Source organism: Rhodanobacter glycinis (assembly GCF_006438785.1).
GTDB lineage: Bacteria > Pseudomonadota > Gammaproteobacteria > Xanthomonadales > Rhodanobacteraceae > Rhodanobacter > Rhodanobacter glycinis_A.
Window position 1 is genome coordinate 388,336 of record NZ_RCZB01000003.1, and the last position, 25,224, is coordinate 413,559.

Consider the following 25,224-nt stretch of genomic DNA (forward strand, 5'->3'; position numbering starts at 1 on the left):
TTCGCCCCCCAGGCCGACCCTGCATATTGTCGCGGCGTGTTTCGATCGGACATTCGCTCCCCCTCGCAGCACGAGGTTGAGCATAGACACAGGCAAGCGAAAGCCACCAATGAAAAGACCGGCACTTTGCATAACTGAAGGTTGTGGGCGCTTGGCCTCGAACGGGCGAGCGAGCTGTCTTCAGGCCGGCGCCAGCATGTGCTGGGCAAGCTGGCGCACCAGGCTGAGGAAATGTTTCTGCACCGGGTTCAGCGGACTGTCCAACCGGTAGACCGCATAAAGCACAACGTCCAGCTGCAGCTTCAGCGGACGCGTTTGCACGGCTTTCCCGCTACTGCGCGATGCCGTGAAGGGATCGACCAGTGCCAGGCCTTCGCCCTGCGCGACGAGTGCATACGCCAGCTGGTAGGTCTGTACCCAGACCGAGGTCTGTGGTGCCGGAACCACTTGGGTCAGGTGGCTTTGCAACATGCGGCCCAGCGCATCCTGCATGGCGATACCGATCATCGGCTGGCCGGCCAGCGCGGTGACCGGCAACGGTTGCGCGAGCTCCGCGGCCGACCACCAGCCGGGCGGAGCGATGACCATGACATGTCCGTGGCACAACGGCTCCTGGCGCAGTCCCTGGTGACCGGCGTCCTGCAGCGTGAGGCCGATGTCGGCCTCGTGGAGCATCAGCGATTCGCACATTTCCGCCGAGTGCTGGGTAAACAGTTCAGCGGTAGTGCCCGGGAAAGCCTTGCGCAACATTGTGGTCGCATCAGGCACCAGCGCCTGCGCCAGCGTCGGTGTGCAGGTCACCCGCAACGGATAGCTTTCCGGACGGCCGATGTTCGCGGTGAGACGCTGCAGGCCGTGCAGGTCCTGGATGATCTTCTCGACGCGGTGGCGCAGCAGCAGTGCTTCCTGCGTCGGCTGCAGACGTCCGCGCACGCGGCTGAACAAGGCGAAGCCGAGTTGGTGTTCGGCGTGCTGCAAGGCCTTGCTGGCGGCTGGCTGCGAAATGTTCAGCAGGTCGGCCGCACCGGTCAGGCTACCGGTGGTCAACACGGCATGGAACAGTTCGATATGGCGCAGACGCATGTCGGTTTCTCGCCCCTTGCGCCACGGCGGCGATGGTGCCCGAGTGCAGCATAGGAGCTGTTGCGACGCAAGCTTTCGCGATGAACGCCCGGGCAGGTACCCGCGGGTATTGCGGGCTATCTGGCAGGCCGAACGCCGGCTTCACCGTCTGGCGAAAAGATACCGGTCGCACGGTCTCTCCTGCCCATGAGTGGGCCTACAACAGGTGTTCGGCTTCCAGCTCGCTCTTCAGGTAGGCGTAGTAGATCGGCGCGGCGATCACGCCGGGCAAGCCGAACGCCGCTTCCATCAGCAGCATCGCGATCAGCAGCTCCCACGCGCGGGCGCGGATCTGGGTACCGACGATGCGTGCGTTGAGAAAATATTCCAGCTTGTGGATCAGGATCAGAAACACCAGCGCGGCGATGCCCACGCCCAGTGACACCGACAGGCCGGCGATCGCGATGGCCGTATTGGAAATCAGGTTGCCCAGCACCGGCAACAACCCGAACACGAAAGTCGCCACCACCAGCGTCTTGGCCAGCGGCACATGGATGCCCAGCAGCGGCAGCACGCCGAGCAGGAAGATCGCGGTGAACACGGTGTTGATGAGCGAGATCTTGATCTGCGCGAACACGATGTTGTGGAACGCCACGGCCAGGTGCTGGCAGCGCATACCCAGCGCCGCCGCCAGCGGGCCGACCTGGTGCGCTGGCCGGGCGCGACTGAGCGCGATGATGGCGCCCAGGATCAGGCCGATGATGATGTGCACGAACCCGCGCGCAGCTTCCTTGCCGGCCAGCTGCAGCGTGCCGGCATGCTTGCGCATCAGTTCCGCCGCACCCACCCGCAGGTCATCGACGCTGTCGGGCAGGTTGTTGACCAGCATCGGCGGCAGTTGCTGACGCGCCTTCTCCACCAGCGGCATCAGCTGCTGCTGCCACAACAGTTGGGGATTGCCGATCTCGTTGTGGAACAGGCTGATGGCGCCGAGGATCAGCAGAATCAGCAACCCGACCACGATCGCCCCCAGCAACGCCACCACCACCACCCGCGCGCGCGCGCCGGAAATGCGCCGGCCCAGCAATGGGGTCATCGCCCGCACCAGCTCGTAGACCAGCAGGCCGGCCAGCAATGCCGACAGCAGATGGATGCCGATGACCAGCCACAGGGCCACCGCGGCCAGGGCGTAACTCGCATAACGTATGGCTGGCGAAGGTTCGCCCGGGACGGGCTGGGGGAACTCCATGCGGGTCGAATCCGTGATGCGGGAGTCGCCAGTCTGTCAGCAGCGCGCGGCGGCGGCCAGCCCTGCCACATGGCTGTCGTAAACTCCGGTCATCGTCCTGATTCACCTGCTCAAGGATCACTGCATGTCATTACGCCTACCCGTGACCCTGCTCGCGTTTGCTCTGCTGGCCGGTTGTGCCAGCGCCCCATCGCGGCAGCCCGCCGCGGCGGCTCCGCCAGTGGCCGTCGCCGCGCAACCGGCACCCGCGACGGTGGCTGCCGCCAATGACAACCTCAATGCCGTCGTCTGGACCCAGACGGCGATCGAGCACGACCTGATCTACCTGCAGACCTACCGCGATGCCGAATCGCGGCTGCTGACCGCCCTGAAGAATCGCCACTGGGACGCGCTGGCCAAGGACGACCGCACGCCGTCGGGCAAGGGCCTCAAGCCGGCGGTGGTGCTGGATGTCGACGAGACCGTGCTGGACAACTCGCCGTACCAGGCCCGTCTGGTCAGGAGTGGCGGCGAGTACAACGAAGCCGACTGGGCTGCGTGGTGCAAGGAAGAAGCGGCCCGCGCGCTGCCCGGCGCCGTCGAGTTCACCCAATTCGCCGCAAAGCACGGCATCGCGGTGATCTACATCTCCAACCGCGCCAAGGATCTGGATCAGGCCACCCTGGCAAACCTGCGCAAGGCCGGCCTGCCGGTGTCTGGACCGGAGGCATTCCTGGGCCTGGGTACGTTTGTCGAAGGTTGCGAGCAGATCGGTACGGAAAAAGGCTGCCGACGCCAGCAGATCGCCCGCAAGTACCGCGTGCTGATGCAGTTCGGTGATCAGATCGGCGATTTTGTGACGGTGCTTGCCAACAACCCCGAGGGTCGTCGCAGGGCGATGGCACCCTATCTGGGCTGGATCGGGGTGCGCTGGTTCGTGCTGCCGAACGCCACCTATGGGTCATGGGAACCGGCACTGTTCAACAACGACTGGAGCGCGACACCCGAACTTCGGCGCCAGCAGAAAATCGATGCGCTGCGCTATTGAGAGCGCGCTCAACTCTATTAATTGAAATAAATCATATATTTACAACATAAAACAAAAGCATTGCCTTAGCTTTAACGAACAAGTAATATTTCGCCTGCCAACACCTGCTGACCAAACCTTTTGCAGGCAAGGCCATTTCCCTTCCGGCTTTGCCGGATTTCCCCGTGAGGCCCAGGCCCGCGGGGTTTTCTTTTTGCGGCTGCGTGAAATCCCGCACCCGGTCTTGTTTCCGTGCTGTCGCGCCGCTTACCCTGCGCGATCACGCCACCGCGAGAACTCTCCATGCGCCCTTTCTCCCTGCGCCACGCCATGTTGCCATTGCTCGCCGCGCTGCTGCTGAGCGCCTGCCACGGCAAGGACGAGGCCGCGCAGCCCGGCGGCAGTACGCCAGAGACGGCGCTGCAGGCTTCGGTCGACCTGCTCAAGGCCGGTGACTTCAACGGGCTGTGGAAGCACGCACTGCCGTCTGCCGATTACGCCAACCTGCGTGCCGACTGGAGCCATCACCAGCAGGACCCGCGGCCGATCACTGCCGAGGATCGCGCCCGGTTCAACGAGACGATGCAGAAGCTCACCGAACCGGACGCGGAGACCAAGCTGTACGCCGAATTGCAGCCGAAACTGGCCAGCATGCAGCAGCAGTACAAGGATCAATTGCCGGTACTGATCAGCGTAGGCGAGGCACTGGTGAAAAGCGGCGTCTCGCAAAGCAAGACCCTCAGCGACGCCCAGAAGACCCAGGCCAGCAACATGATCGATGTGCTCGCACCCTGGGCACAGAAGACGCCATGGTTCGACCAGGTCAAGGCGAAGCAGGCGGTCGGTGTGGCTGTGACGACGGCGCGCAAGCTGGATCTGAAGAGTCCAGAGCAACTGCGCACGATGGATTTCGACACCTCGATGGGCAAGTACTCGACGGGCTATGCCGGGCTCAAGCAGCTGCTGGCCATCTATGGCCTTTCGGTGGACGACGCGCTGAACTCGATCAAGCTCACGCCGGTATCCAGCAGCAATGGTCACGCTGTGGTGAGGGTCGACTACACCTTGCTCGGCAAGCCGCTGTCGACCGAATCGAAACTGGTGCAGCAGGATGGCCGCTGGTACAGCGAGGACATGCTGGACAACGCGCGCAAGGCCCACCTGCAGGCGAGCCAGCAGCCGGAAACGCCTGCCGGCAACGCCAGCAGCGCGGTCACGAAGGACTGAACGGCGCAACCGTTAGAATAGACGGATGCAAACTACTTCCACCGCGGATCCCACCGCCCGTCAACGCGCCCCCTGGTGGTTCAACCTGGCCGGCCAGCTGCTGCAGCCGTGGGTGCGCATCCGGCGCGACCCGGCGGAGCCGGCCACCTTGCTGCAGGCCGGCGTGCCGGTCTGCTATGTGATCGAGCGCGACGGTTTTTCCGATGCGCTGATCCTGCAGCGTGCCTGTCGCGAGGCCGGGCTGCCCAATCCGATGCAGCCGCTGGCCGGCACCCGTCGGCGCCGCTCGGTGTTTGCACTGGCACGGCGTGATGGCCGGTTGCTCGGTCGCAACCGCCAGCGCGCCCCGAACGAACCGCTGCGGCAGCTGGTGCGTTCGCTGGAAGGCATGCCCGAGCGTGACATCCAGATCGTGCCGGTGTCGATCTACGTCGGCCGCGCGCCGAGCCGCGACAGCGGCTGGTTCCGTGTGCTGTTCTCGGAAAACTGGGTCATGGTCGGCCGCTTCCGCCGGCTGCTGGCGCTGCTGCTGAATGGCCGCGACACCGTGGTGCATTTTTCCGCGCCGGTGTCGTTGCGCAGCGTGCTCACCGAATCCGGCGAGATCGCACCGGAGCGCTTCACGCGCAAGATCGCCCGGGTACTGCGCACCCACTTCCATCGCATTCGCGCCGCGGTGATCGGGCCGGATCTGTCGCACCGGCGCACCGTGGTCGATGCCGTGCTGAATGCCGAACCGGTGCGCGCCGCGATCGCCGCCAGCGCGGCCAAGGAAAAGATCAGCCACGCCAAAGCCTGGCGCAAGGCACACACGCTGGTCATGGAGATCTCCGCCGACTACTCGCACCCGGTGGTGCGTTCGGTCTCGTTCCTGCTGTCCAACTTCTGGAACAAACTGTACGACGGCATCGCCATGCATCATTTCGACAAGGCCCGCGCCGCCGCGCCCGGCCACGAGGTGGTCTACGTGCCCTGCCATCGTAGCCATGCCGACTACCTGCTGATGAGCTATCAGTTGCACGTGTCCGGTGTGGTGGTGCCGCACATCGCCGCTGGCGTGAACCTCAACCTGCCGATCATCGGACCGATCCTGCGCCGCGGCGGCGCGTTCTTCCTGCGCCGCAGCTTCAAGGGCAATGCGCTGTATTCAGTGGTGTTCAACGAGTACCTGGCCCAGCTGATCGACCGTGGCGTGCCGATCGAATACTTCATCGAAGGCGGCCGCTCGCGTACCGGTCGGCTGCTGGCGCCGCGCGCCGGCATGCTGGCGATGACCGTGCGCGCGTTCCTGCGTGCGCCACGCCGGCCGGTCCTGTTCCAGCCGGTCTACATCGGTTACGAGAAGCTGATGGAGGGCAAGTCGTACGCGGGCGAACTCAGCGGCCAGCCCAAGGAAAAGGAATCCCTGCTCGGCCTGCTGCGTGGACTGAAAGTGCTGCGCCAGCGCTACGGCCATGTGGCGCTGAATTTCGGCGAACCGATTGCGCTCACTCCGTTGCTCGATGCGGCCAGCACCGACTGGCGCGCAGCCAGCGCCGACCCGGATGCCAAGCCGGAGTGGCTCAACGGCGTGACCGATCAGCTGACCGAACAGATCCAGATCAACATCAACCGCGCCGCCGACGTCAATCCGATCAACCTGCTGGCCCTGGCCCTGCTGGCCACGCCCAAGCATGCGATGGCCGAGAGCGACCTACTGACCCAGCTCGAACTGAGCAAGACGCTGCTGGAGGAACTGCCGTATTCCGATCGCGTCACGCTGACCCCGATGAACCCGCCCGCGATCATCGCCTACGGTGAACAGATGGGCTGGATCCAGCGCGTGCAGCACCCACTGGGCGACGTGCTCACCGTCGGCGGCGAGCAAGCCGTGCTGCTCAGCTACTTCCGCAACAACGTGCTGCACCTGACCGCCACCGCGGCATGGGTCGCCTGCTGCTTCCTCAACAACCGGCGCATGGCGCGCGCCTCGGTGCTGCGGCTGGGCCGCATCATCTACCCGTTCATCCAGGGCGAACTTTTTCTGCCGTGGGATGGCGAGGGCTTTGCCGCCCAGCTGCAGGCCACCATCGACTTCTTCGTGCGCCGCGGTTTGCTCGAATCGGTCAATGACGGCCGCACCCTGGAACGCAGCGCCGGCCAGGAAGACAGCGCATTCCAGCTCAAGGTGATCGCGCGCAGCCTGATCCAGGCGTTCGAGCGCTACTACATCACCATCGCCGCACTGGCCAAGAACGGCCCGCACACGATGACTGGCGCCGAGCTCGAGAACGCCTGCACGCTCACCGCACAACGGCTGAGCCTGCTCAACGAACTGTCCGCGCCCGAGTTCTTCGACAAGGCGCTGTTTCGCGGCTTCATCCAGAAACTGCGCGAGCGGCGCATCGTGTGGACCGACGACGCCGGCAAGCTCGACTACGACAACGCGCTCGAAGGCATGGTGCACGATGCACGGGTGATCCTGTCGCGCGAGGTGCGCCATTCGATCCTCAAGATCACTCCCGGCAACCACGAGAAGGACACGGCAGCCGGCGACGCACCGGACAAGGACATGGCGCCTGCGATCCCGCCGCCGGAACCGGCGGCGCCCAAGAGCGATGGCGATGACCACCTGCCCACGGATGCGGCAGCCGCTGACCTGCACCGGCGCCACGTGGATGCCGAGCAGCACGAGCATGCCCATGGCGCCCGCGTTGAGCGCGCCAAGGACCCCGATCAACCCGAGCTTCCGCTCTAGCCCCCACGACCGATCCTGTAGCATGACCCCATGACCGAACAGCAGCCCAAGACGACTCCGGATTCCACCACCCACTTCGGTTTCCGCGACGTGCCGGTCGGTGACAAGCAGAAGCTGGTCGGCCAGGTATTCACCTCGGTCGCACGCAGCTACGACCTGATGAACGACCTGATGTCGTTCGGCGTGCATCGGTTGTGGAAGCGCCATTTCGTGGCAATCAGCGGCGTGCGCCGCGGCGACCGCGTGCTGGATCTGGCCGGTGGCACTGGCGACATTGCCGCGCTGCTGAAGCCGATCGTCGGCGACGAGGGCGACATCGTGGTCGGTGACATCAACGCCGCCATGCTCGGCGTTGGACGCGACCGCATGACCGATCGCGGCCTGGTCGCCGGCCTGCGCTGGGCACAGCTCAACGCCGAGGCGCTGCCGTTTCCGGACAACAGTTTCGATGCGGTGACCATGGCGTTTGGCCTGCGCAACGTCACCGACAAGGACAAGGCGCTGGCCGACATCTGCCGCGTGCTCAAGCCCGGCGGTCGCCTGCTGGTGCTTGAATTTTCCAAGGTGCAAAGCGAGACATTCGGCAAGCTGTACGACTTCCACTCGTTCAAGATCCTGCCCAGGCTCGGCCAGCTGTTCGCCGGCGACGCCGACAGCTACCAGTACCTGGCCGAATCGATCCGCAAGCATCCGGATCAGGAAACTCTCAAGGGCATGATGGAGCGCGCCGGCTTCGGCCGCGTCGAAGTGCGCAACCTGAGCAACGGCATCGTGGCGATCCATCGCGCGTACAAGTTCTGATCGGGTTGATCGGCTGGACAGCGCCTGGTCACTGCTGCAGCATCGCCGCATCAAACCTACCGCGAACGCAACGATGAGCACCAGCAACTCGCAGCTCGAGCGGCTCACTTTTTTCTCCGACGCGGTGTTTGCCATCGCGATCACCTTGCTCGTCATCGAGATCCACGTGCCCCGGCTGCGCACTGCCGATGACCATGCATACCTGGTCGCGCTGAGCGAACTGCAGCCCAGTTTCATGGGCTTCGTGTTGAGCTTTCTGGTGATTGGTGCGCTATGGGCTGCACACCACCGCGTGTTCGGAATGTTGTCCGACTACAGCGCGCGCGTGATGGCGCCCAATCTGTTGCTGTTGATGGTAGTGGCCTTCATGCCGTTCGCCACGGCGCTGATGAGTGCCAACCCGCTGGCGCGGGTACCGGAGATGTTCTATTCGGCCACGTTGTTGCTCGCCGGCCTGCTGCAACGCTGGCTGTTCGGCGTCGCCTTGCAGCCCGCCTGCGTGCGGCCCAGTGTCGCGGCGGTCGATGTCGCCGGCGTGCGTGCACGTGCCTGGGCACTTCCGCTGGCGGCGCTGTTGTCGCTGCTGCTGGCCTGGTCACATCCGGGCACGAATAATTTCGTGCTGCTGCTGATACCGGTGCTGACGCGGGTGTTCTCGCGCGTGGCCATTGCACGCGCGCGCAGGATCGTGTTGCCTGCGGCGACTGACGGAGACGATGCAGTCTGATCCAGATCAGTGGCCCACGACCTGGCGCGGCGTATGTTGGGACATCTTTCCCCGACGAGTCCCGCGCCATGTCCACCGACACCATGAACGATGCCAACGTCCACACTTTTGACGCGCGCGGCGTGGCGCGACGCTTCCGCCACTCGGCGATCTTCGGCGCGATCGGCGTGCTGCGTTCGGGCGAGACGATGCGCTTCGTCAACGATCACGATCCGCTCCCGCTGATCTCCCAGCTGCGCGAGCGGTTAGGCGAAAATCTCACGGTCACCTACCGTCAGCGCGATCCCGGTGCGATCGTGATCGACTTCGGCATCACCGGCCTGCCGGCCGAGTGATCCGGGTCTGCGCATGAACCATCCTGCGTTCTACGACCAGGCGCCACGCATCTTGATGCGCGACCCGTTGGCCGCTTTCCTCGGTGCCACCGACAACGGCATGCTGGAATACCGCTACATCGATGCGGTGCGGCTGGCCGGCCATTCCTGCCCCACGGTGGCCGGCGCCTACCTGATGGCACGTACTGCACTGCGCACGCTGTACCCGGACGAGGTTGCCGAACGCGGCAGCATCGCCGTACGCATGCCCGCCGCCGAGGACGAGGGCGTCACCGGCGTGATCGCGCAGGTGCTCACGTTGATCACCGGCGCTGCCGCCAGTAACGGCTTCCACGGCATCGGCGGGCGCTTCGCACGGCAGTCGCTGCTGAAGTTTTCGGACGCTGGAGGTACTGCCGCCGTGCAATTCCGTCGTCGCGACAACGGCAGCGCGGTAGCGGTGGAACTCGACCTGACCACGGTGCCGGCGCCAGCGAACCTGCGCGAGCTGATAGGTGCCGCACTCATGCCCGCTGCCACCGCCGAACAGCTCGCGGCGCTGGCGCAGGCGTGGCAGGGCCGCGTACGGCGCCTGCTGCTGGATCATGCCGACGACCCCATGGTGCTGCGGCTGACACGGCTGCGCTGATCCATACAACTCGTCCGCGACGGACGCGACGAGCGACGGCGCCCGCTCAGACGTCGAGGATCAGCAACGTGCCCTTGCTGCCCGGCGCCACCGCGTGCGTTACGCCCGCCGGCACCAGGTAGAACCCGCCCGCGCCGACCGTCACTGTCTGGCCGGCCACGTCCAGGCGCAGCTCGCCATCGAGCACAAGCAAGCCTTCTGCATAAGCGTGAATCTCGGCCGGATAGGGCTGTGCGTCCATACGCAACAGCCTGAGGTTGGCATCACCGATGCGCGCGACCAGCTTCGAACGCCATGCCTGGTCCAGCAGCGCAGCGCTCTGCTGCAAATCGATCGGGTTGGTCATCGCGTCGCCCTCAGCATCGTTCGCAAGCAGCGTCGACCTCCGCCACCGGCGCTGGTGCGGGTCGACGCCGCGTATTCGCCAGCACCACACCGCCCACGGTGATCGCACCGCCGACCAGGGTCAGCGCACCCGGCTGCTCGCCCAGCCACAGCCAGCCGATCAGCACCGCGATCGGCGGCGAGAAATAGATGAAGCTGGAGACCTGCGAAGCGGACGCCTGGCGCAATGCGGCGTTCCACGCGAGGTAGCCGATGAAGGTCGGCGCGATGCCAAGCCAGAACAGCGCGGCGATGTGCGCGCGTGGCGCGGCCTCCAGTGCCTGCGGCAGATGCAGTCCGAATGGCAGGGCGCCGAGCGTGCCAGCGAAGAACGTGAACGCGGTGACGCCAAGCATGCTGTTGCGTTCGAACAGCGGTTTCTGCCCCACCCAGTAGAACGCCGAGACCAGCACACTGATGAGCACCAGCCCCGCCATCGGTTCGAACCTCACCTGCTTGCCGCTGGCCAGCACCACCAGGATCACCCCGACCAGAGCGACGCCAAGGCCGGCCAGCATGCGCGGTGACAATCTCTCGCCCACCCACACTGCCGACACCGCCGCCGTGGCGGCCGGTATCAGCGAGATCAGGATCGACGCGGTGCCACTGGCGATGCGCGTTTCGGCGTAGTTGAGGCACAAGTGATACACGGTCAGGCCGGTTACGCCCAGCAACGCCAGTTGCGGCCAGTCGCGCCGGGCGGGCAACGGTATCCGTTTGACCACCATCAGCGCGGCAAAACACAACGAACCGATGCCAAGGCGCGCCAGGGCCACTTCACCGGGCGTGAAGGAAGTCAACGCGTAAGCGATCGCGGCATATGCCGACGACCAGGTAAGCAGGGCAATGCCGATGTAGGCGAGCGCGCGACCGTCGAGACGAGCGGTATCCATGGGGACGGATTCCTGAGGTGGGAAGTGCGCATCCTAGTCTTGCCGATCGCGCCGGGGAATAATGCATCGCATCGTTCTCATGATGCTTCGCCAACGATCGAAGCCTTTCACGAGTGAGCTCACCTTGGAATCGAAAGCGCAGGATTCGAAGCCCGAACTGGACGGCAAGGACTGGCAGCTGCTGGAAGCGCTGCAACGGGACGCCCGCCTGGGCTATGCCGAGCTGGGCCGCAAGGTACGGCTGTCCGCCCCGGCGGTGGCCGAGCGGGTGAAGCGACTGGAGGAAGCCGGCGTGATCAGCGGCTATCGCGCCACGGTCAATCCCAAACGACTGGGCTACGGCATCAGCGCGATGGTCCGGTTGCGTTGCGACGGCATCACCTGCGCGCGCATCGGCGCGCTGGTGGAGGACATCCCCGAGGTGCTCGAATGCCGCCGCCTGGCCGGCGAGGATTCGGCGCTGCTGCACGTGGTGGCGATGTCGATCAGCCACCTGGAATTCGTGCTCGATCGCCTGCTGAAAACCGGCGCCAGCAACAGCACCACCACCTTGATCGTGCTGCAGACACCGCATGAGCACCGGCCGCTGACCCGGGCGATGTGGAACGCGGCCGTGGCCATGTCGCGCGATTGAGCGTCATGCCGACATGGCATGCTCTGCGCCGGCCACCGCGGCGGCTGGAGTCCGGTTTTCATTCGGGCCTATCATCGGCCTCGATGCGATCGTGCTGGAGCGGGTCGCGACGTGCCCTTCGCTCCGCGATGAAGAGCCCGCACACCTTCGAACGGCAGGCTCAATACCCTTCCCCATTTTGATCGATTCCGATGACTGACCAACCCACCGACAAGCCAACCGCGCCATCCACCGATGCGCCGCTCAATCCGGAACGCCGCCGCCTTCTCGGCGGCATGGCGATGGCCGGTGCGGCACTCACCCTGGGCGCCTGCACACCACTCGATGGCAGCCGCGCGACCACGGCCGGCACACAGGAGCTGCCTGCCGCGGTGCTCGATGCCCTGCTGCGCCAGCACATCCAGCAGGTGGTCGTGCTGTACGCCGAGAACCGCAGCTTCAACAATCTGTTTGCGCAATTCCCGGGACTCGCCCAGCCGCTGGAAGATCTGCACTCGCCGAAGTACCTGCAGCGCGATCGCGACGGCACCGTGCTCACCACGCTGCCACCGATCTGGGGCGGCCTGGCACCGCATGCGCAAACCGTCGATGGCCGGCATTACCAGATCGACGAACATGCCATCAGCGGCCTGCCGAACCGGCCCTTTGCGTTGCACACGCCGGATGGTGCGCCGCTGCCGCACGGCGTGGTCACCCGCGACCTGGTGCATCGCTTCTACGAAAACCAGCTGCAGATCAACGGTGGCCGCAACGACGGCTTCGTCGCCTGGGGCAACACCGGCGCGATGGTGATGGGCCACTACGCCGACGGCGCCACGAACCTGCGCCTGTGGCAGCTCGCGCAGCAATACACCTTGTGCGACAACTTCTTCATGGGCGCCTTCGGCGGCTCGTTCCTCAACCATCATTACCTCGCTGCGGCGCAGCCGCCGTTCTATCCGAACGCTGATCAGGGCCCGGCGAAATTTCAGATCGCCGTGGTGGAGGGCGACGACCCCACCGGCATCCGTCCGAAGCTGGCTGACGACTCCCCGGCCAGCGCGATGCAGGGCCGCTCGAAATTTGCCGCGCCCGACGCGCTCACACCCGACTTCTGGGCGGTCAACACGATGGGCCCGGCCTATGCACCGGCGTTCACCCACGACAAGCACGATCCGTTGCGCGCCGACGTCACCAGTCCGACCACGCTGCCGCCGCAGGCGCATCAGACCATCGGCGACGCGCTGTCGCAGGCCGGTGTCGACTGGGCCTGGTACGCCGGTGGCTGGCAGCTTGCGCTGGACGGCCATGGCGACGGTGATCACCACGTGTTTCCGGAAGTGCCGAATTTCCAGATCCATCACCAACCGTTCAACTACTTCCGCCAGTTCGCACCGGGCACGCCGGCACGGCAGCAGCACCTGCGCGATGGCGGCGTCGGCAGCCGTGCCGACAGCAACCACTTCATCGCCGCGATCGAGGCCGGCACGCTGCCGCCGGTAACGTTCTACAAGCCGCAGGGCGACCTCAACATGCACGCCGGCTATTCCAGCGTGGCTTCGGGCGACGAGCATCTGGCGCAGGTCGTCGAGGCGCTGCAGAAGAGTCCGCAGTGGCCGCACATGCTGGTGGTGATCACGGTAGACGAGAACGGTGGCTGGTGGGACCACGTGGCGCCGCCCAAGGGCGATCGCTGGGGGCCGGGTTCGCGCATCCCCGCGCTGATCGTGTCGCCGTTCGCGAAGAAGGGCTTTGTCGACCACACCATCTACGACACCGGCTCGATCCTGCGTTTCATCACCCGCCGCTTCGGCCTGAAGCAGCTGCCCGGACTCAAGCTGCGCGATGCCGCCATGATCGCCGCCGGCGGACCGCCGCCGGGCGACCTCACCGCCGCCCTGCAATTCGAGGCCAGCTGACCACCGACTTTACGGACACCCTTCCCATGCGCCAGATGTACCCCGACATCGAGCCGTACCAGACCCACCGCCTTGCGGTCGATCCGCTGCACACGCTGCATGTGGAGGAATGCGGCAACCCCGACGGCCTGCCGGTGGTGTTCCTGCACGGCGGCCCCGGTGCGGGTCTGGCCACCTACCATCGACGCTTCTTCGACCCGGCGCGTTACCGCATCGTGCTGTTCGACCAGCGCGGTGCCGGCAAGTCCACCCCGTTCGCCGAACTCACCGACAACACCACCTGGCACCTGGTCGCCGACATCGAGACGATCCGCGATCAGCTCGGCATCGAACGCTGGGTGGTGTTCGGCGGCTCATGGGGTTCGACCCTGGCACTGGCGTATGCACAGACCCATCCCGAACGCGTGCTCGCGCTGGTGCTGCGCGGCATCTTTCTGGGGCGGCCGCCGGAGCTGCGCTGGTTCAACGAGATCGACGGCGGCGCCTCGCAGATCTTTCCCGAGCGCTGGGCGCACTTTCTCGATTTCATCCCGATCGAGGAACGCGACTCGATGCTGGATGCCTACTGGCGCCGCCTGACCAGCAACGACGAAACGGTGCGCCTTGCCGCCGCGAAGGCATGGAGTGCATGGGAAGGTGGCAGCACCACGCTATTGCACGATCCCGATGCTGGTGGCGATTTCGAGGACCCGCACAAGGCGGTCAGCCTGGCGGTGATGGAAGCGCATTATTTCCGCCACGCGATCTTTCTCGAACCCGACCAGCTGCTGCGCGACATCGATCGTATCCGGCATATCCCCGCCACCATCGTGCATGGCCGCTACGACATCATCTGCCCGGTGCGCAGCGCGTGGGACCTGAGCCAGGCATGGCCGCAGGCGGATCTGCACGTGGTGCTGGCCGGCCACAGCGCGGCCGACCCGGCGATCGTCGATCAACTGGTGCAGGCCACCGACCGGCTGGCCGATCGATACGTTTAACCAGACGCGTCCGGCTCAACGCGTCGAGGTGGCTTCAGCCGGAATCAGATCCGGCTGCGCCTGGTACCAGCGTTGGGCATGCAACAGGTGGAAGTGGCGCTTGCCATCGGCCAGCGCCACGCCCAGACCCAGCACGCCCCAGCGCGCGTAGAGATCGCCACTTGGTTTGCCCTCGCTCACATGCAGATGCGCAAACAGATCGACGCGCCGGTTGCTCGCTACCAGATGGTCGAGAATGAAATCACCACGCTGCGCCTCGACCTCGGCGTGCGCAGTGGCGCGGCCGTCGTTGATCACGTTGGCGATCCATTTGGGAAACGCACTGCGATCGGCGAACAGCGAAAGCAGCAAACTGACATCCTTCATCACCAGCGTGGCGCTGCCGCGTACGCGCATGGGGCGATCCCAATCCAGACGTCCATGCTGCAAGGTGATCTTTGCCCACCACGGCGGCGCATGGGAACCCTCCATGCGCACGCCATCCAGATCCAGCGTGAAGTTCTCCAGATCGAAGGCGTGGCCGGCGCGTCTGGCGCGGTCGATTCGCGTATCCATCGTGAGCTTGCCGGCGAGGCGCGACACACCCAGTGCAAGTCGTGCGGCCGCGCTGCTCATCTGCATGTGGCCAGCACTCACATCGCCCTTGCCATCGATGCTGAAGTCGGTGGACATCCGACCGGCACCCTGCAGGAAATACAGACTCTTGCCGGGCAGATAGCGGTTGTAGGCGCGCAGGTCGGGAATGTCCGCGTCGGCGAAGTGCAGCCTGGCCGTGAACGCCTGGCGGAACCTGGCCAGGTCGTCGGACGACTGCAGGTTCACCTGCAGCGCATGGCCGCGCAGATAGGCCTGGCCTGCCGCGGCGCGTGGCGCCAGCGTGAAACGCTCCATCGCAAGATCCGCCAGCAGCCGCGTGCCGCCTGCACCCGCCACGACGCGCGCCTGTGCCTGCGCGCTGCCGGCGAACACGTTGTCAAGGATGTTCGCCACCAGGGCCACCTGCGGCACGTCGACATGCGTGCCGGGCGCCAGCCGTCCGGCATCGATCTGCAGGGCGCCGACGATATCGCCCGCACCATCCAGTTGCAGCCAGGGCTTGGACATCGTCAACGGCGCAAGCCAGTTCAGCGAGGCGAAATGCCAGCGGCCTTCGACGGTGCCGGAAAGCAGCCGCAACACCTCGCCAGACGAAGGGCGCGGCAACAGCTGCCGGCTGGCGAACTGCAGGTGCGCCTCCAGCTGGTTCGCTGCCATGGCGCTGCCGGCGCCCGTGGGTGGTGGAATCCGCGCATCGATCATCACGGCATCGGCCTGCACGGCAAGATCGAGCTGGCCGCGACGTTGTTGCTGGGTTCCATCGGCATCGGTGATCGCCACCGGCGCGTTCCATTGCAGGTGTCCGCCCGGCGCCAGCGTGCCGTGATCCAGCAGGAAGTCCGCGCTGAGATGACCATCCAGCGGCGACAGCCTGACCGCCAGCGCGCCAGCCTTGTCGGCACCCAGCGCGATCGACGGCGTGGCGCCTTCCACGACGGCATGAATCTTCGCCCGCTCGAGTTTCTGCCAACCCGGCAGCTGCTCGTGGATGAAAGGATCGAACGCAAAATGGACATCGAGCCTGGCGTCGTGCAGCAACTCCAGCTGCCGGTAGCGCAGACGCACCTTCGGCATCAAGACGCGCGAGGGGAAAATGGCCGTCGAACCGCCGCGCAACTGATGGGTGAAGCCAAGCTCGGCCTCGCCACCACCATCGGCGACCAGATCACCCAGGCGCACCTGCCGCAATGACACCGTGCTGATGCGATCGACCGTGATGCGCCAGGCATCGCTCCGCCACGGTGGCGGCTTGAGGTCGATGCTGGTCGGTTGGATATCGAGGCTCACCGCCGTGGTGCGGACCGGCCCGAAACGCAGTTCGCGCCGAAGCAGCGGCCACAGCATGATCCGGCCGCTCGCCACATCGCCCTGAGCGCTCCACAGCAATTGTCGCGCGTGACCATGCAACCGCAGATCATGCGCATGGATCTGCCCCGGCCACAGCGTCCACGCCCAGGCCCATTGCGCTTGAAAAATTTCCGGCTTGCGATTGACCTCGGCCGGAGCCAGCGGGCTATTCAAAAAAATATTGCCGCCGATCAGGTAGCACGCATACAGCACACCCAACAGCCACAGCAGTCGACGCATGGGTGCAGGCAATGTGCGCATCAGCTTCGGTTCGCGGCATGGACGGTCCAGCATGGCGATATCTGCGTGATGGCTCGGTGGAGCTTGCGCGCGTCGTACTGGAAAGATGAGTTGGGAACCACCAATCACTGGCCAAGGAGATGAGCGCTGCACCCATCCGCACGCGCGATGGCATACTCGAATGCGGTCGTCTTGGGCAAATGCTGGAGTCCCAGGCCCATGTCGATTGCGAATTTCGTCGACTCGCATCTCCGGCAGCGTCAAACCACATCGTTGGCCATAGGGGTCCATCCATGCGTGTGCTGGTTACCGGAGCCTACGGCTTCATCGGTGCGCATATCGTCGCGGCGCTGAGTGCAGCCGATCACGAAGTGATCTGCGTCGTACGCGACGCGCGTATCGACTCACGTTTTCCCGGACTGCGTGCGATTGCCTGCGACATGGCACGCGATATCCACAGCGCAGATTGGACAAGCCGTCTCGATGGCATCCAGGCCGTGGTCAATTGCGCGGGGATCCTGCGCGAACGCGGTGCCGACACGTTCGCGGCGGTACATGAGCAGGCGCCGCTCGCACTTTTCCATGCCAGCCAGCAGATGGGTGTGCAGCGGGTAATCCAGATTTCCGCACTTGGCAATGCCATCGATGGCGAGTTCATCGCATCCAAACATTGTTGCGACGAGGCGCTGGCCGCACTCGATCTGGACTGGCTGGTGCTGCGTCCTTCGCTGGTCTACAGCGCACGTGGCTCCTACGGCGGTACGTCCCTGTTACGTGGATTGGCGGCGTTACCCGGTTTCGTGCCGCTGCCGGGTCGCGGCGAACAACAAGTACAACCGATCGAAGCGGAGGATGTCGGCGCAGCGGTTGTGGCTGCGCTGGCACGATCACAGTGCGCTCGCGAAGTGATCGAACTGATTGGGCCCGAAGTAATGACTTTGCGCGACTATCTGTTCGCTTGGCGGCGCTGGCTTGGCTTCGGCCCCGCCCGCACACTGACTGTTCCCGCCACGCTGGTACGCATGGCCAGCGTGATCGGCGAGCGCCTTGGCAACGGTCCCATGGGACAGACCATGACGCGCATGCTCGAACGCGGCAATGTCGGTGCGCCCGATGCGGCGATGCGCTTGCACCAATCTCTCGGACTGACGCCACGACCGTTGCTGCGCGCACTCGATGAAACACCGAGTCATGTGCAGGATCGCTGGCACGCGCGGTTGTATTTCTGGCTTCCCGCGCTGCGCGTGCTGATCGCATTGCTGTGGGTCGGCTCCGGCGTGGTCGGATGGCTGGCGTCGCGTACTGCTGTGATGGCATTGGCTGCCGACACCCCCCTCTCTGCCAATGCATCGTTCATGCTGGCTCGACTTACCGGCACGGCCGATCTGCTGCTTGGCGTGTTGTGCCTGTCGCGCTGGCGCCCACGCCTGGTACTGACCTTGATGTTGCTGATGCTGCTCGGCTACACGCTGGGCATAGGCATCCTGTGGCCGGCACATTGGCTCGATCCGTTCGGCGGCCTTTTGAAGAACCTGCCGCTGATCGCGGCGCTCGCTATCCTGCTGGCCACGGACGAGCGTCGATGAACACCTACGCCCTGTTGAAGACCGTACACATCCTCTCTTCCACGCTGCTGTTCGGCACTGGACTGGGCACCGCGTTCTTCATGTGGTTCACCCATCGCACCGGCCAGGTTGCCGCAATCGCAACGGCGGCGCGGTTGACTGTCCGGGCGGATTTCCTGTTCACCACGCCGGCGGTGATCGTGCAGCCGCTGTCGGGTTTTCTGCTAATGCGGCTGATGGGCTTCGATCTGCATGCGCACTGGTTGCAGGCCAGCATCGCGTTATACGCGCTTGCCGGCACATGCTGGCTGCCCGTGGTATGGCTGCAATGGCGTGCGTGCAAGCTCGCCGGTACTGCCTTGCGTGAAGGCACGCCGCTGCCATCGGCCTACCATCGTTGCATGCAGATCTGGTTCGCGCTGGGGTGGCCGGCATTTCTCGCAGTGATCGCGATCTTCTGGCTGATGGTGGCCAAACCGCCGCTGTGGAGCTGAGTGCCGGCCGCATGGCCAGTTGATAGCCGCCTCAGATCGTCCGCAAGAAACGGATATTGCGCATAGTCGGTCACAGCCAGTATTGGCATCTCCCACTCACAGGAATGCTGGCCATGCTGACATTGTTCGACTACCTGCCATCGCAGAACGCATGGAAGGTGCGTCTGCTGTTGAATCATCTTGGCCGGCCGTATCACACGGTGCCGATCAGCATCTTCGAAGGCGAAGGCCAGACTGCGGAATTCCGGCGCATCAATCCGACCGGCACGGTGCCGGCGATCCAGCTGGACGATGGCCGCGTGCTGGCCGAGTCGAATGCGATCCTCGCGTATCTCGCCGACGGCACGCCGTATCTGCCGAGAGATCCGTTCGACCGCGCCAAGGTGCAGCAATGGCTGCATTTCGAGCAGGAGCGGGTGGAATCGGTGATCGGCTCGCTGCGCCACTGGACGATGACCGGCAAGCTGGCGCGTCGCTCGCCGGAGATGATCGAGGCCAAGCGCCGCGGCGCCGTGCGATCGCTGGGCATTCTCGATAGCGAATTGGCGACACGGCCGTTCATTGCCGGCGACCGCTACACCATCGCCGACATGGCGATCTTCGCCTATGCCAGCCGCGCGGAGGAAGCCGGCCTGTCGCTGGAGATGTGCCCGCACTTTCGCGCGTGGATCGCACGGGTCGAGGCGCAGCCGGGCTTTCTCGCCATCGCGCATCCGTACTCGATCGATCCGTATTCGACGCGGGAGTTGCCTTGACCCGGCTTTCGTCACGGGCGGTGATAGCGACGGCGATGGCATACTCGGCGTTTTCCGGCCCGAGAGTTCCCCATGCGTCTGCTCCCCGCCCTCGCCTTCGGCATGCTGATGTTGCCGCTGGCCGTCTACGCCAACGACCCGAATTCCTACGCACAGCCCGACCAGGTTCGGGTGACTCATCTGGATCTCGATCTCAGGATCGACTTTCCGCACAAGCAGCTCGATGGCCTGGCCACGCTGAAGCTGGACTGGAAGAACCCCCAGGCGCAGTCGCTGGTACTGGACACGCGTGACCTGAATATCGCAAAGGTCGAGGCACTCGGCGCCGACGGCAAGACCACGCCGCTGAAATACGCATTGGCGCCGCGCGACAAGCAGCTCGGCAGCAAGCTGACCATCGCCACGCCGAGGCGTCCGGCGCAGGTGCGCATCGTCTACACCACCTCGCCCGAAGCATCCGGCCTGCAGTGGCTGACGCCGGCGCAGACCGCCGACAAGAAACTGCCGTTCATGTTTTCGCAGTCCGAATCGATCCATGCGCGCTCGTGGGTGCCGCTGCAGGATTCACCGGCGATCCGCTTCACCTACGACGCGCACGTCAGCGCGCCGAAGGAGGTGCGCGTGGTGATGAGCGCGATCAACGACGCGAAGCACCCGCTGGATGGCGACTTCACGTTCGACCAGCCGCATCCGATTCCGTCCTACCTGCTGGCGATCAGTGCCGGCGACATCGCGGTGAAGGAAACCGGCCCGCGTTCGGCCGTCTATGCGGAGCCGTCGGTGGTCGACAAGGCCGCGCATGAATTCGAGGACACCGAGAAGCTGATCGCCACCACCGAGCAGCTGTACGGCCCGTACGCGTGGGGCCGCTACGACATCCTGGTGCTGCCGCCGTCGTTCCCGTACGGCGGCATGGAGAACCCGAACATGACGTTCGCCACGCCGACCGTGCTGGTCGGCGACAAGAGCCTGGTCTCGCTCGTCTCGCATGAGCTGGCGCATTCGTGGTCGGGCAACCTGGTGACCAGCGCCGCGTGGCGCGACATCTGGCTCAACGAAGGCTTCACCACCTACGTGCAGGGCCGCATCACCGAAGCGGTATACGGCAAGCCGCTGGCCGACGAGGAGGCGCTGCTGTCGGCCCGCGCGCTGCAGAAAAGCATCGGCGCGATGCCGGTCAACTCGCAGAAGCTGGCGCCAGATCCGCGCGGCGTGGGCGCCGATGACTCGCTGTCCGACGTGGCCTACGACAAGGGCTCGTGGTTCCTGCGCACGCTGGAGCTGCGCTTCGGCCGCGACGATTTCGACGCGTACCTGAAGAGCTACTTCCACCATTTCGCGTTCCAGAGCATCACCACCGAGCGGATGCTCGACTACATGAAGCCGAACCTGATCGAGAAATATCCAGGCAAGATGAGCATGGAGGAGGTCAAGGCCTGGGTCTACGGCAAGGGCATCCCGGAGGACGCGCCATTACCCGACTCGCCGCGCTTCAACGCGATCGACCAGCAGCGCAACGATTTCCTCGCGGGCAAACTGGCTGCCGCCAAACTCGACGCCAAAGGCTGGAACACGCAGGAATGGATGTATTTCCTTGATCGCTTGCCCGACGTGGCTCCGCTGGACAAATTGCAGCAGCTCGATGCCGCCTGGCACCTCACCGGCACGCCAAACGCCGAGATCGGCATGCGCTGGTACAGCCACGCGATCGCTGGCGGTGATAAAGACGTCTGGACGGCCGCCGCCGAACACATGACCCGGATCGGCCGGCTCTACCTGACCACGCCGCTGTACAAGGCGTTCGCGAAGACGCCGGAGGGTCTGGCCTATGCCGAGCAGGTCTATGCCAAGGCTCGATCGGGTTATCACCCGATGACCCAGCAGGCGGTGGAAGGCATCATCGCCAAGGCGAAGAGCAAGAAAAACTGATCAGCTCTTTCATCCGTTCGCCCCCGGATCAAATCCAGGGGTGAACGGATGCGAGATTCCCTGCATCCCCCGTTCCCTTCCCGGTCATCGGCAAAAACCACCATGCCTCAAGCAATCAACTCCACCACCCCACTCTGGAAGCGCATGCTGTTCCGCCGGCTGAAATTCCTGGCATGGCTGATCGCGCTGCTGGTGATCGTGCTGGGCGGCAGCTACCTGTTTGCGCCGCAATGGCTGATGCAGGCGAACTTCAAGCGCGAAGCGATGGCCGCACACCTGGAAACGCATGCGGTCCAGGCCGGCGATACCCACTGGATCTACTACGAGGGCGGCCAAGGGCCGACCATCGTGTTGCTGCACGGCTTTGCCGCGGACAAGAAGGTCTGGACGCAAACGGCCAAGCTGCTCACGCCGCATTTCCACCTGATCATTCCGGATCTGCCCGGCTGGGGTGAGTCCTCGCGCGACGCGGGCGCCAGCTACAACATCGACGCCCAGGCCGCGCGGCTGGATGCGTTCGTGCAGGCCTTGCGCCTGCAGCGTTTCATGCTGGTCGGCCACGCGATGGGCGGGGCGATCGCCGGCGTCTACGCCAGCGAACATCCCGAACACGTTGCCGAACTGGCACTGGTCGACAGCTTCGGCCTGAAGGCCACACCGAACGCGTTCGATCGCGCGACGCAGGCCGGCAAGAACCCGTTCGTGTTCGATGATCGCGCCGGTTTTGCCCGCGCCACCGCCCTGGCGTTCGAAAAGCCGCTGGATCTTCCCGGTCATTTCGTCGACGTGCTGGTCAGGCGCAACCAGCAGGATCACGCCTTCATCGAGCGCACTCTCCGCGAGCTGCGCGAGCCATCGCAGTATCTTGCCGTGCAGAACCGGCTCGGCCAGCTGAGCATGCCGGTGCTGGGCCTGTGGTGTCATGACGACAGGATCGTCGACATTTCCGCGCTGGACAGCCTGCGCAACGGGCTGAGCGCCGCCAGCGCAATCAGCACCAGCATGATCAACGGCTGCAACCACATGCCGATGCTGGAAAAACCCGAGCAGACCGCGCAGATCCTCAGCGGATTCGCCCTGTCACACTGAATTGCGGTCGCCAGGTCGCCCCATCCGCGCCGATCCGGTCATGTGCGAGTCAGCCGTCCCAAGCACATCATTGTGAATTGCGGGTGACAACATGGGAGAATGGCAGCATTCTCCCGCGGTTCGGGGTGATTCCTTGCATGAAAACGGAACGATGCAGCAACCGATGAAGCAAAGCTTTGTACGCTCAGGCGTGGATGCGATCGTGCGGATGTCGAGCACGCGCACCAACTACTGGGCCGAACTCGGCGTGGATACCACGCTGGGCCTGCTGCTGGTTGTCGAAGGCTGGCGACTGCACTCCGGCGGCCCGTTGACCGCGCTGCTGGCCATCGGACTGGGCCTGTTCGCCTTCAGCTTCATCGAGTATTTCTTTCATCGCTGGATGTTCCACACGCGGGTTCCGCTGTTCGAACAGGGTCATCGCACGCATCACGAGCAGCCGCTCGGCTACGACTCGCTGCCGTTCTTCCTGCCCGCGGTGGTACTGCTTACCCTGGCCGGCGTGTTCATGCTGCTCATGCCCACCGGTTTCGCCCTGCTGATGGCCGGTGCGATCACCTTCGGCTACATCATTTACGGGCTGAGCCACTTCATCATCCATCACGTCCGCTTCAAGCATCCGTGGTTGCGCCGCTGGGCTGGTGCCCACCATGTGCACCACTATCACCCGGACAGCAATTTCGGCCTCACCACACCGCTGTGGGACGTGCTGCTGGGCACGCGTTACGTGCGGCAAGCCCGAAAAAGCTGACCGAAGCCCGGATAAGCCCGGGTACCGACGCCCTCATGCGGGTCGCGATCAATCGGCAACGTCATCGATCAGGCGATCGAGTTCCGACTTCAGGATGGCGCCGTGCTGGCGCAGCCAGTTGCGTTGTTCGCGCCAGTCCGGAAACAGGTGCTCCACCTGCGCCCAGAATCGCGGCGAATGGTTGCGTACCTTGAGATGACACAGCTCATGCACCAGCACGTAGCGCAACGCCGCCGGTGGTGCCAGTGCCAGCGCCAGATCGAGGTTTATGCGGTCACGGGTGTCGAGGCTGCCCCACAGGCTCTTCATCGGCCGGATCTTCAGCGCGGTTGGCGCCAGCCCGAGCTGCGGCACGTAGCTGGCCAGCCAGCGCGAGACGTCGCGGCGGATCAGCGCTTCCAGATGTGAGGCGAGCAGGCCGCGGGCAATCGGCAGCGCGCGTGTATGCGGGCGCGGGATCACCAGGGTCACCCCGGTCTCATGCGATTCGATCTTCGGGTAGGCGCCTTCGGCCCAGTCCAGCTCGGCCAGCTCGCCGCGCAACGGGAACGTGCACGGATAGCCCACGCGCAGCGGCGGCAGCGGCTTCACGATCAGGTTCAGCTCGTCGAGCTTCTGCTCCAACCAGTCGGCATGGCTACGCAAGAAGGCGCTGACTTGGGCCGGATGCGTGCCGTTGGGATAGGTCACCCGCGCGCCCTTGGGCGTGACTGTTAGGCGCAGCCGGCGCGCGCGCGGATGAGCGGCCTTCAGCACCCGAATGATGCTGCCGCCTACCGTCGCCAGTTCCAGCCAATCGCCTTCCAGATGCTGCGCCATGATGCTGCCGGTTGGCACCTCGCCGTAGTTTCGTGACACGGGGAAATCCGCACCGCTTGCGAGCGGCCGGACTCTCAGTATGGCGCGCTGACTGGTGAAACGGGAATGGATTTTTCGTTCAGCTATCGGCCGGACGAGGCAGACCGAACCACTCCTCCAGCTTGCCCAGCAGGCGCTCCAGTTCCAGCGTGAGCAGGGCGAAGCTGGCGTCCAGCTCGGCCTGGGCGTCCTGCTGGCTGTCGCCCAGCTCGTCCATCACCACGTCCAGGAACTTCAGCTTGCGGATGATCAGGTCCTCGCCCAGCACGAAGCTGATGCGGTCGTCGAAGGTCAGCCCCAGCAGGAACACCTGCTTGCCGTTGCGCAGATGCTCCTTCACCTCCTCGGCATCCAGATCCTGCCGGCGGCAGCGGGCGATCGCGCCGGTGGCGGTGGCCGGATCGCGCAGTTCGCACTCGTCGCCCAGGGTCAACCCGGCCGGCAGGTTGCCGGTGGCCAACCAGTCGGTCATCAGCACGCGCGGGCCTTCCTCCGGCGCCAGCGGCACCGCCGGGAAACTGCCCAGCGCCTCGCGGATCTGGGTCAGCGCGTTCTCGGCCGACTTGCGGCTGGAGGTATCCAGCACCAGCCAGCCGTTTTTCTTGTCGACATAGGCGGACATGCGCGAATTGCGCACGAACGCGCGCGGCAGCAACTCGGTCAGCAGATCCTCCTTGATCCGCTTGCGCTCGCGGCCGCCGACCTTGCGGCCTTCTTCCTCGGCGATCTTCTGCACCTTGCGATGCAGCTCGTCATTGATCACCGCCGCCGGCAGCAGCTTGTCCTCACCACCGACGGTCATCAGCGTGCATTGCTTCACCGCATGCGTGAGCGGCTCGGCCTCGCCACGCCCGACCGGCGGCACGAAACCCTTGGTGAACATTTCCAGTGGTCCGCACGGCCGCAGCCGGTGTTCGGCCAGCGCTTCGTCGAGACGGTTCAGATCGGTGGCCACGGTGGGGGAAAAGCGGAACAACGTGAGATTGCGAAAGAACATTCAATATCCGGATGAGGTGCGGCCCGAAGGCGGGGTTTGCT

23 protein-coding genes are annotated in these 25,224 nt (G+C 64.9%); 16 read left to right on the forward strand and 7 right to left on the reverse strand.

Annotation, left to right across the window (positions count from 1 at the left end; genetic code table 11):
• Positions 1-180 precede the first annotated feature (180 nt).
• Both EAH75_RS12325 and EAH75_RS12330 read right to left on the reverse strand, forming a co-directional pair.
• Complete coding sequence (locus EAH75_RS12325; protein WP_140648874.1) at positions 181-1,083, reverse strand: LysR family transcriptional regulator; 903 nt, start codon at positions 1,081-1,083, stop codon at positions 181-183.
• A gap of 196 nt (positions 1,084-1,279) precedes the next feature.
• Positions 1,280-2,311, reverse strand: a complete 1,032-nt coding sequence (locus EAH75_RS12330) for an AI-2E family transporter (RefSeq protein ID WP_140648872.1) — start codon at positions 2,309-2,311, stop codon at positions 1,280-1,282.
• A 124-nt stretch (positions 2,312-2,435) separates the two neighbouring features.
• On the opposite strand from EAH75_RS12330, the gene EAH75_RS12335 reads away from it, so the two are divergent.
• The 7 genes from EAH75_RS12335 to EAH75_RS12365 all read left to right on the forward strand — a co-directional run bounded on the left by EAH75_RS12335 (position 2,436) and on the right by EAH75_RS12365 (position 9,772).
• The gene (locus tag EAH75_RS12335) at positions 2,436-3,338 is read left to right on the forward strand and encodes a 5'-nucleotidase, lipoprotein e(P4) family (protein ID WP_140648870.1); all 903 of its coding nucleotides are present in this window, start codon (positions 2,436-2,438) and stop codon (positions 3,336-3,338) included.
• A gap of 282 nt (positions 3,339-3,620) precedes the next feature.
• A complete protein-coding gene (locus tag EAH75_RS12340; RefSeq protein WP_140648868.1) occupies positions 3,621-4,544 on the forward strand; it encodes a hypothetical protein in 924 nt (307 codons plus the stop codon).
• Positions 4,545-4,569: 25 nt separating this feature from the next.
• Positions 4,570-7,281 carry a glycerol-3-phosphate 1-O-acyltransferase PlsB gene (gene plsB / locus EAH75_RS12345; RefSeq protein ID WP_140648866.1) on the forward strand — a complete coding sequence of 904 codons (2,712 nt, stop codon included), beginning with the start codon at positions 4,570-4,572 and terminating at the stop codon, positions 7,279-7,281.
• A gap of 30 nt (positions 7,282-7,311) precedes the next feature.
• On the forward strand, positions 7,312-8,082 hold the full coding sequence (gene ubiE, locus EAH75_RS12350; RefSeq protein ID WP_140648864.1) for a bifunctional demethylmenaquinone methyltransferase/2-methoxy-6-polyprenyl-1,4-benzoquinol methylase UbiE: 771 nt from the start codon (positions 7,312-7,314) through the stop codon (positions 8,080-8,082).
• A 73-nt stretch (positions 8,083-8,155) separates the two neighbouring features.
• Complete coding sequence (locus EAH75_RS12355; RefSeq protein WP_140648862.1) at positions 8,156-8,809, forward strand: TMEM175 family protein; 654 nt, start codon at positions 8,156-8,158, stop codon at positions 8,807-8,809.
• Positions 8,810-8,877: 68 nt separating this feature from the next.
• Positions 8,878-9,144 (forward strand): DUF2249 domain-containing protein, encoded by a 267-nt coding sequence (locus EAH75_RS12360; protein WP_140648860.1) that lies wholly within the window; start codon positions 8,878-8,880, stop codon positions 9,142-9,144.
• Positions 9,145-9,157: 13 nt separating this feature from the next.
• Positions 9,158-9,772 carry an FmdE family protein gene (locus EAH75_RS12365; protein ID WP_140648858.1) on the forward strand — a complete coding sequence of 205 codons (615 nt, stop codon included), beginning with the start codon at positions 9,158-9,160 and terminating at the stop codon, positions 9,770-9,772.
• Between the two features lie 46 nt (positions 9,773-9,818).
• On the opposite strand, the gene EAH75_RS12370 is transcribed toward EAH75_RS12365, so the two are convergent.
• Together EAH75_RS12370 and EAH75_RS12375 are read right to left on the reverse strand one after the other, a co-directional pair.
• Positions 9,819-10,118: a cupin domain-containing protein gene (locus EAH75_RS12370; RefSeq protein ID WP_140648856.1), complete on the reverse strand. Its 300-nt coding sequence runs from the start codon at positions 10,116-10,118 to the stop codon at positions 9,819-9,821.
• Positions 10,119-10,128: 10 nt separating this feature from the next.
• Positions 10,129-11,049, reverse strand: a complete 921-nt coding sequence (locus EAH75_RS12375; protein WP_140648854.1) for a DMT family transporter — start codon at positions 11,047-11,049, stop codon at positions 10,129-10,131.
• A gap of 82 nt (positions 11,050-11,131) precedes the next feature.
• On the opposite strand from EAH75_RS12375, the gene EAH75_RS12380 reads away from it, so the two are divergent.
• From EAH75_RS12380 to pip, 3 genes are all read left to right on the forward strand, one after another.
• On the forward strand, positions 11,132-11,683 hold the full coding sequence (locus tag EAH75_RS12380) for an Lrp/AsnC family transcriptional regulator (protein WP_428993513.1): 552 nt from the start codon (positions 11,132-11,134) through the stop codon (positions 11,681-11,683).
• 191 nt (positions 11,684-11,874) lie between these two features.
• The gene (gene acpA, locus EAH75_RS12385; RefSeq protein ID WP_140648849.1) at positions 11,875-13,581 is read left to right on the forward strand and encodes an acid phosphatase; all 1,707 of its coding nucleotides are present in this window, start codon (positions 11,875-11,877) and stop codon (positions 13,579-13,581) included.
• Positions 13,582-13,607: 26 nt separating this feature from the next.
• Complete coding sequence (pip, locus tag EAH75_RS12390; protein ID WP_140805599.1) at positions 13,608-14,561, forward strand: prolyl aminopeptidase; 954 nt, start codon at positions 13,608-13,610, stop codon at positions 14,559-14,561.
• Between the two features lie 15 nt (positions 14,562-14,576).
• On the opposite strand, the gene EAH75_RS12395 is transcribed toward pip, so the two are convergent.
• Complete coding sequence (locus EAH75_RS12395) at positions 14,577-16,799, reverse strand: hypothetical protein (protein WP_140805601.1); 2,223 nt, start codon at positions 16,797-16,799, stop codon at positions 14,577-14,579.
• 239 nt (positions 16,800-17,038) lie between these two features.
• Here EAH75_RS12395 and EAH75_RS12400 point away from each other — a divergent pair, with 239 nt between their 5' ends.
• The 6 genes from EAH75_RS12400 to EAH75_RS12425 all read left to right on the forward strand — a co-directional run bounded on the left by EAH75_RS12400 (position 17,039) and on the right by EAH75_RS12425 (position 23,328).
• Positions 17,039-18,331 (forward strand): SDR family oxidoreductase, encoded by a 1,293-nt coding sequence (locus tag EAH75_RS12400; protein ID WP_140805603.1) that lies wholly within the window; start codon positions 17,039-17,041, stop codon positions 18,329-18,331.
• Positions 18,328-18,804, forward strand: a complete 477-nt coding sequence (locus tag EAH75_RS12405) for a DUF2269 family protein (RefSeq protein WP_140648840.1) — start codon at positions 18,328-18,330, stop codon at positions 18,802-18,804. The genes EAH75_RS12400 and EAH75_RS12405 overlap by 4 nt, the downstream gene beginning before the upstream one ends.
• A gap of 113 nt (positions 18,805-18,917) precedes the next feature.
• Positions 18,918-19,559, forward strand: coding sequence for a glutathione S-transferase family protein (locus EAH75_RS12410; RefSeq protein WP_140648837.1), 642 nt, complete (start codon positions 18,918-18,920; stop codon positions 19,557-19,559).
• 72 nt (positions 19,560-19,631) lie between these two features.
• Positions 19,632-21,488 (forward strand): M1 family metallopeptidase, encoded by a 1,857-nt coding sequence (locus EAH75_RS12415; RefSeq protein ID WP_140648833.1) that lies wholly within the window; start codon positions 19,632-19,634, stop codon positions 21,486-21,488.
• A gap of 144 nt (positions 21,489-21,632) precedes the next feature.
• On the forward strand, positions 21,633-22,577 hold the full coding sequence (locus tag EAH75_RS12420) for an alpha/beta fold hydrolase (protein WP_140649645.1): 945 nt from the start codon (positions 21,633-21,635) through the stop codon (positions 22,575-22,577).
• 163 nt (positions 22,578-22,740) lie between these two features.
• Positions 22,741-23,328, forward strand: coding sequence for a sterol desaturase family protein (locus tag EAH75_RS12425; RefSeq protein ID WP_140648830.1), 588 nt, complete (start codon positions 22,741-22,743; stop codon positions 23,326-23,328).
• A gap of 48 nt (positions 23,329-23,376) precedes the next feature.
• On the opposite strand, the gene EAH75_RS12430 is transcribed toward EAH75_RS12425, so the two are convergent.
• Positions 23,377-24,147 (reverse strand): M48 family metallopeptidase, encoded by a 771-nt coding sequence (locus tag EAH75_RS12430; protein WP_140649643.1) that lies wholly within the window; start codon positions 24,145-24,147, stop codon positions 23,377-23,379.
• A gap of 118 nt (positions 24,148-24,265) precedes the next feature.
• On the reverse strand, positions 24,266-25,183 hold the full coding sequence (locus EAH75_RS12435; RefSeq protein WP_140648827.1) for a recombination-associated protein RdgC: 918 nt from the start codon (positions 25,181-25,183) through the stop codon (positions 24,266-24,268).
• Between the last annotated feature and the right edge of the window lie 41 nt (positions 25,184-25,224).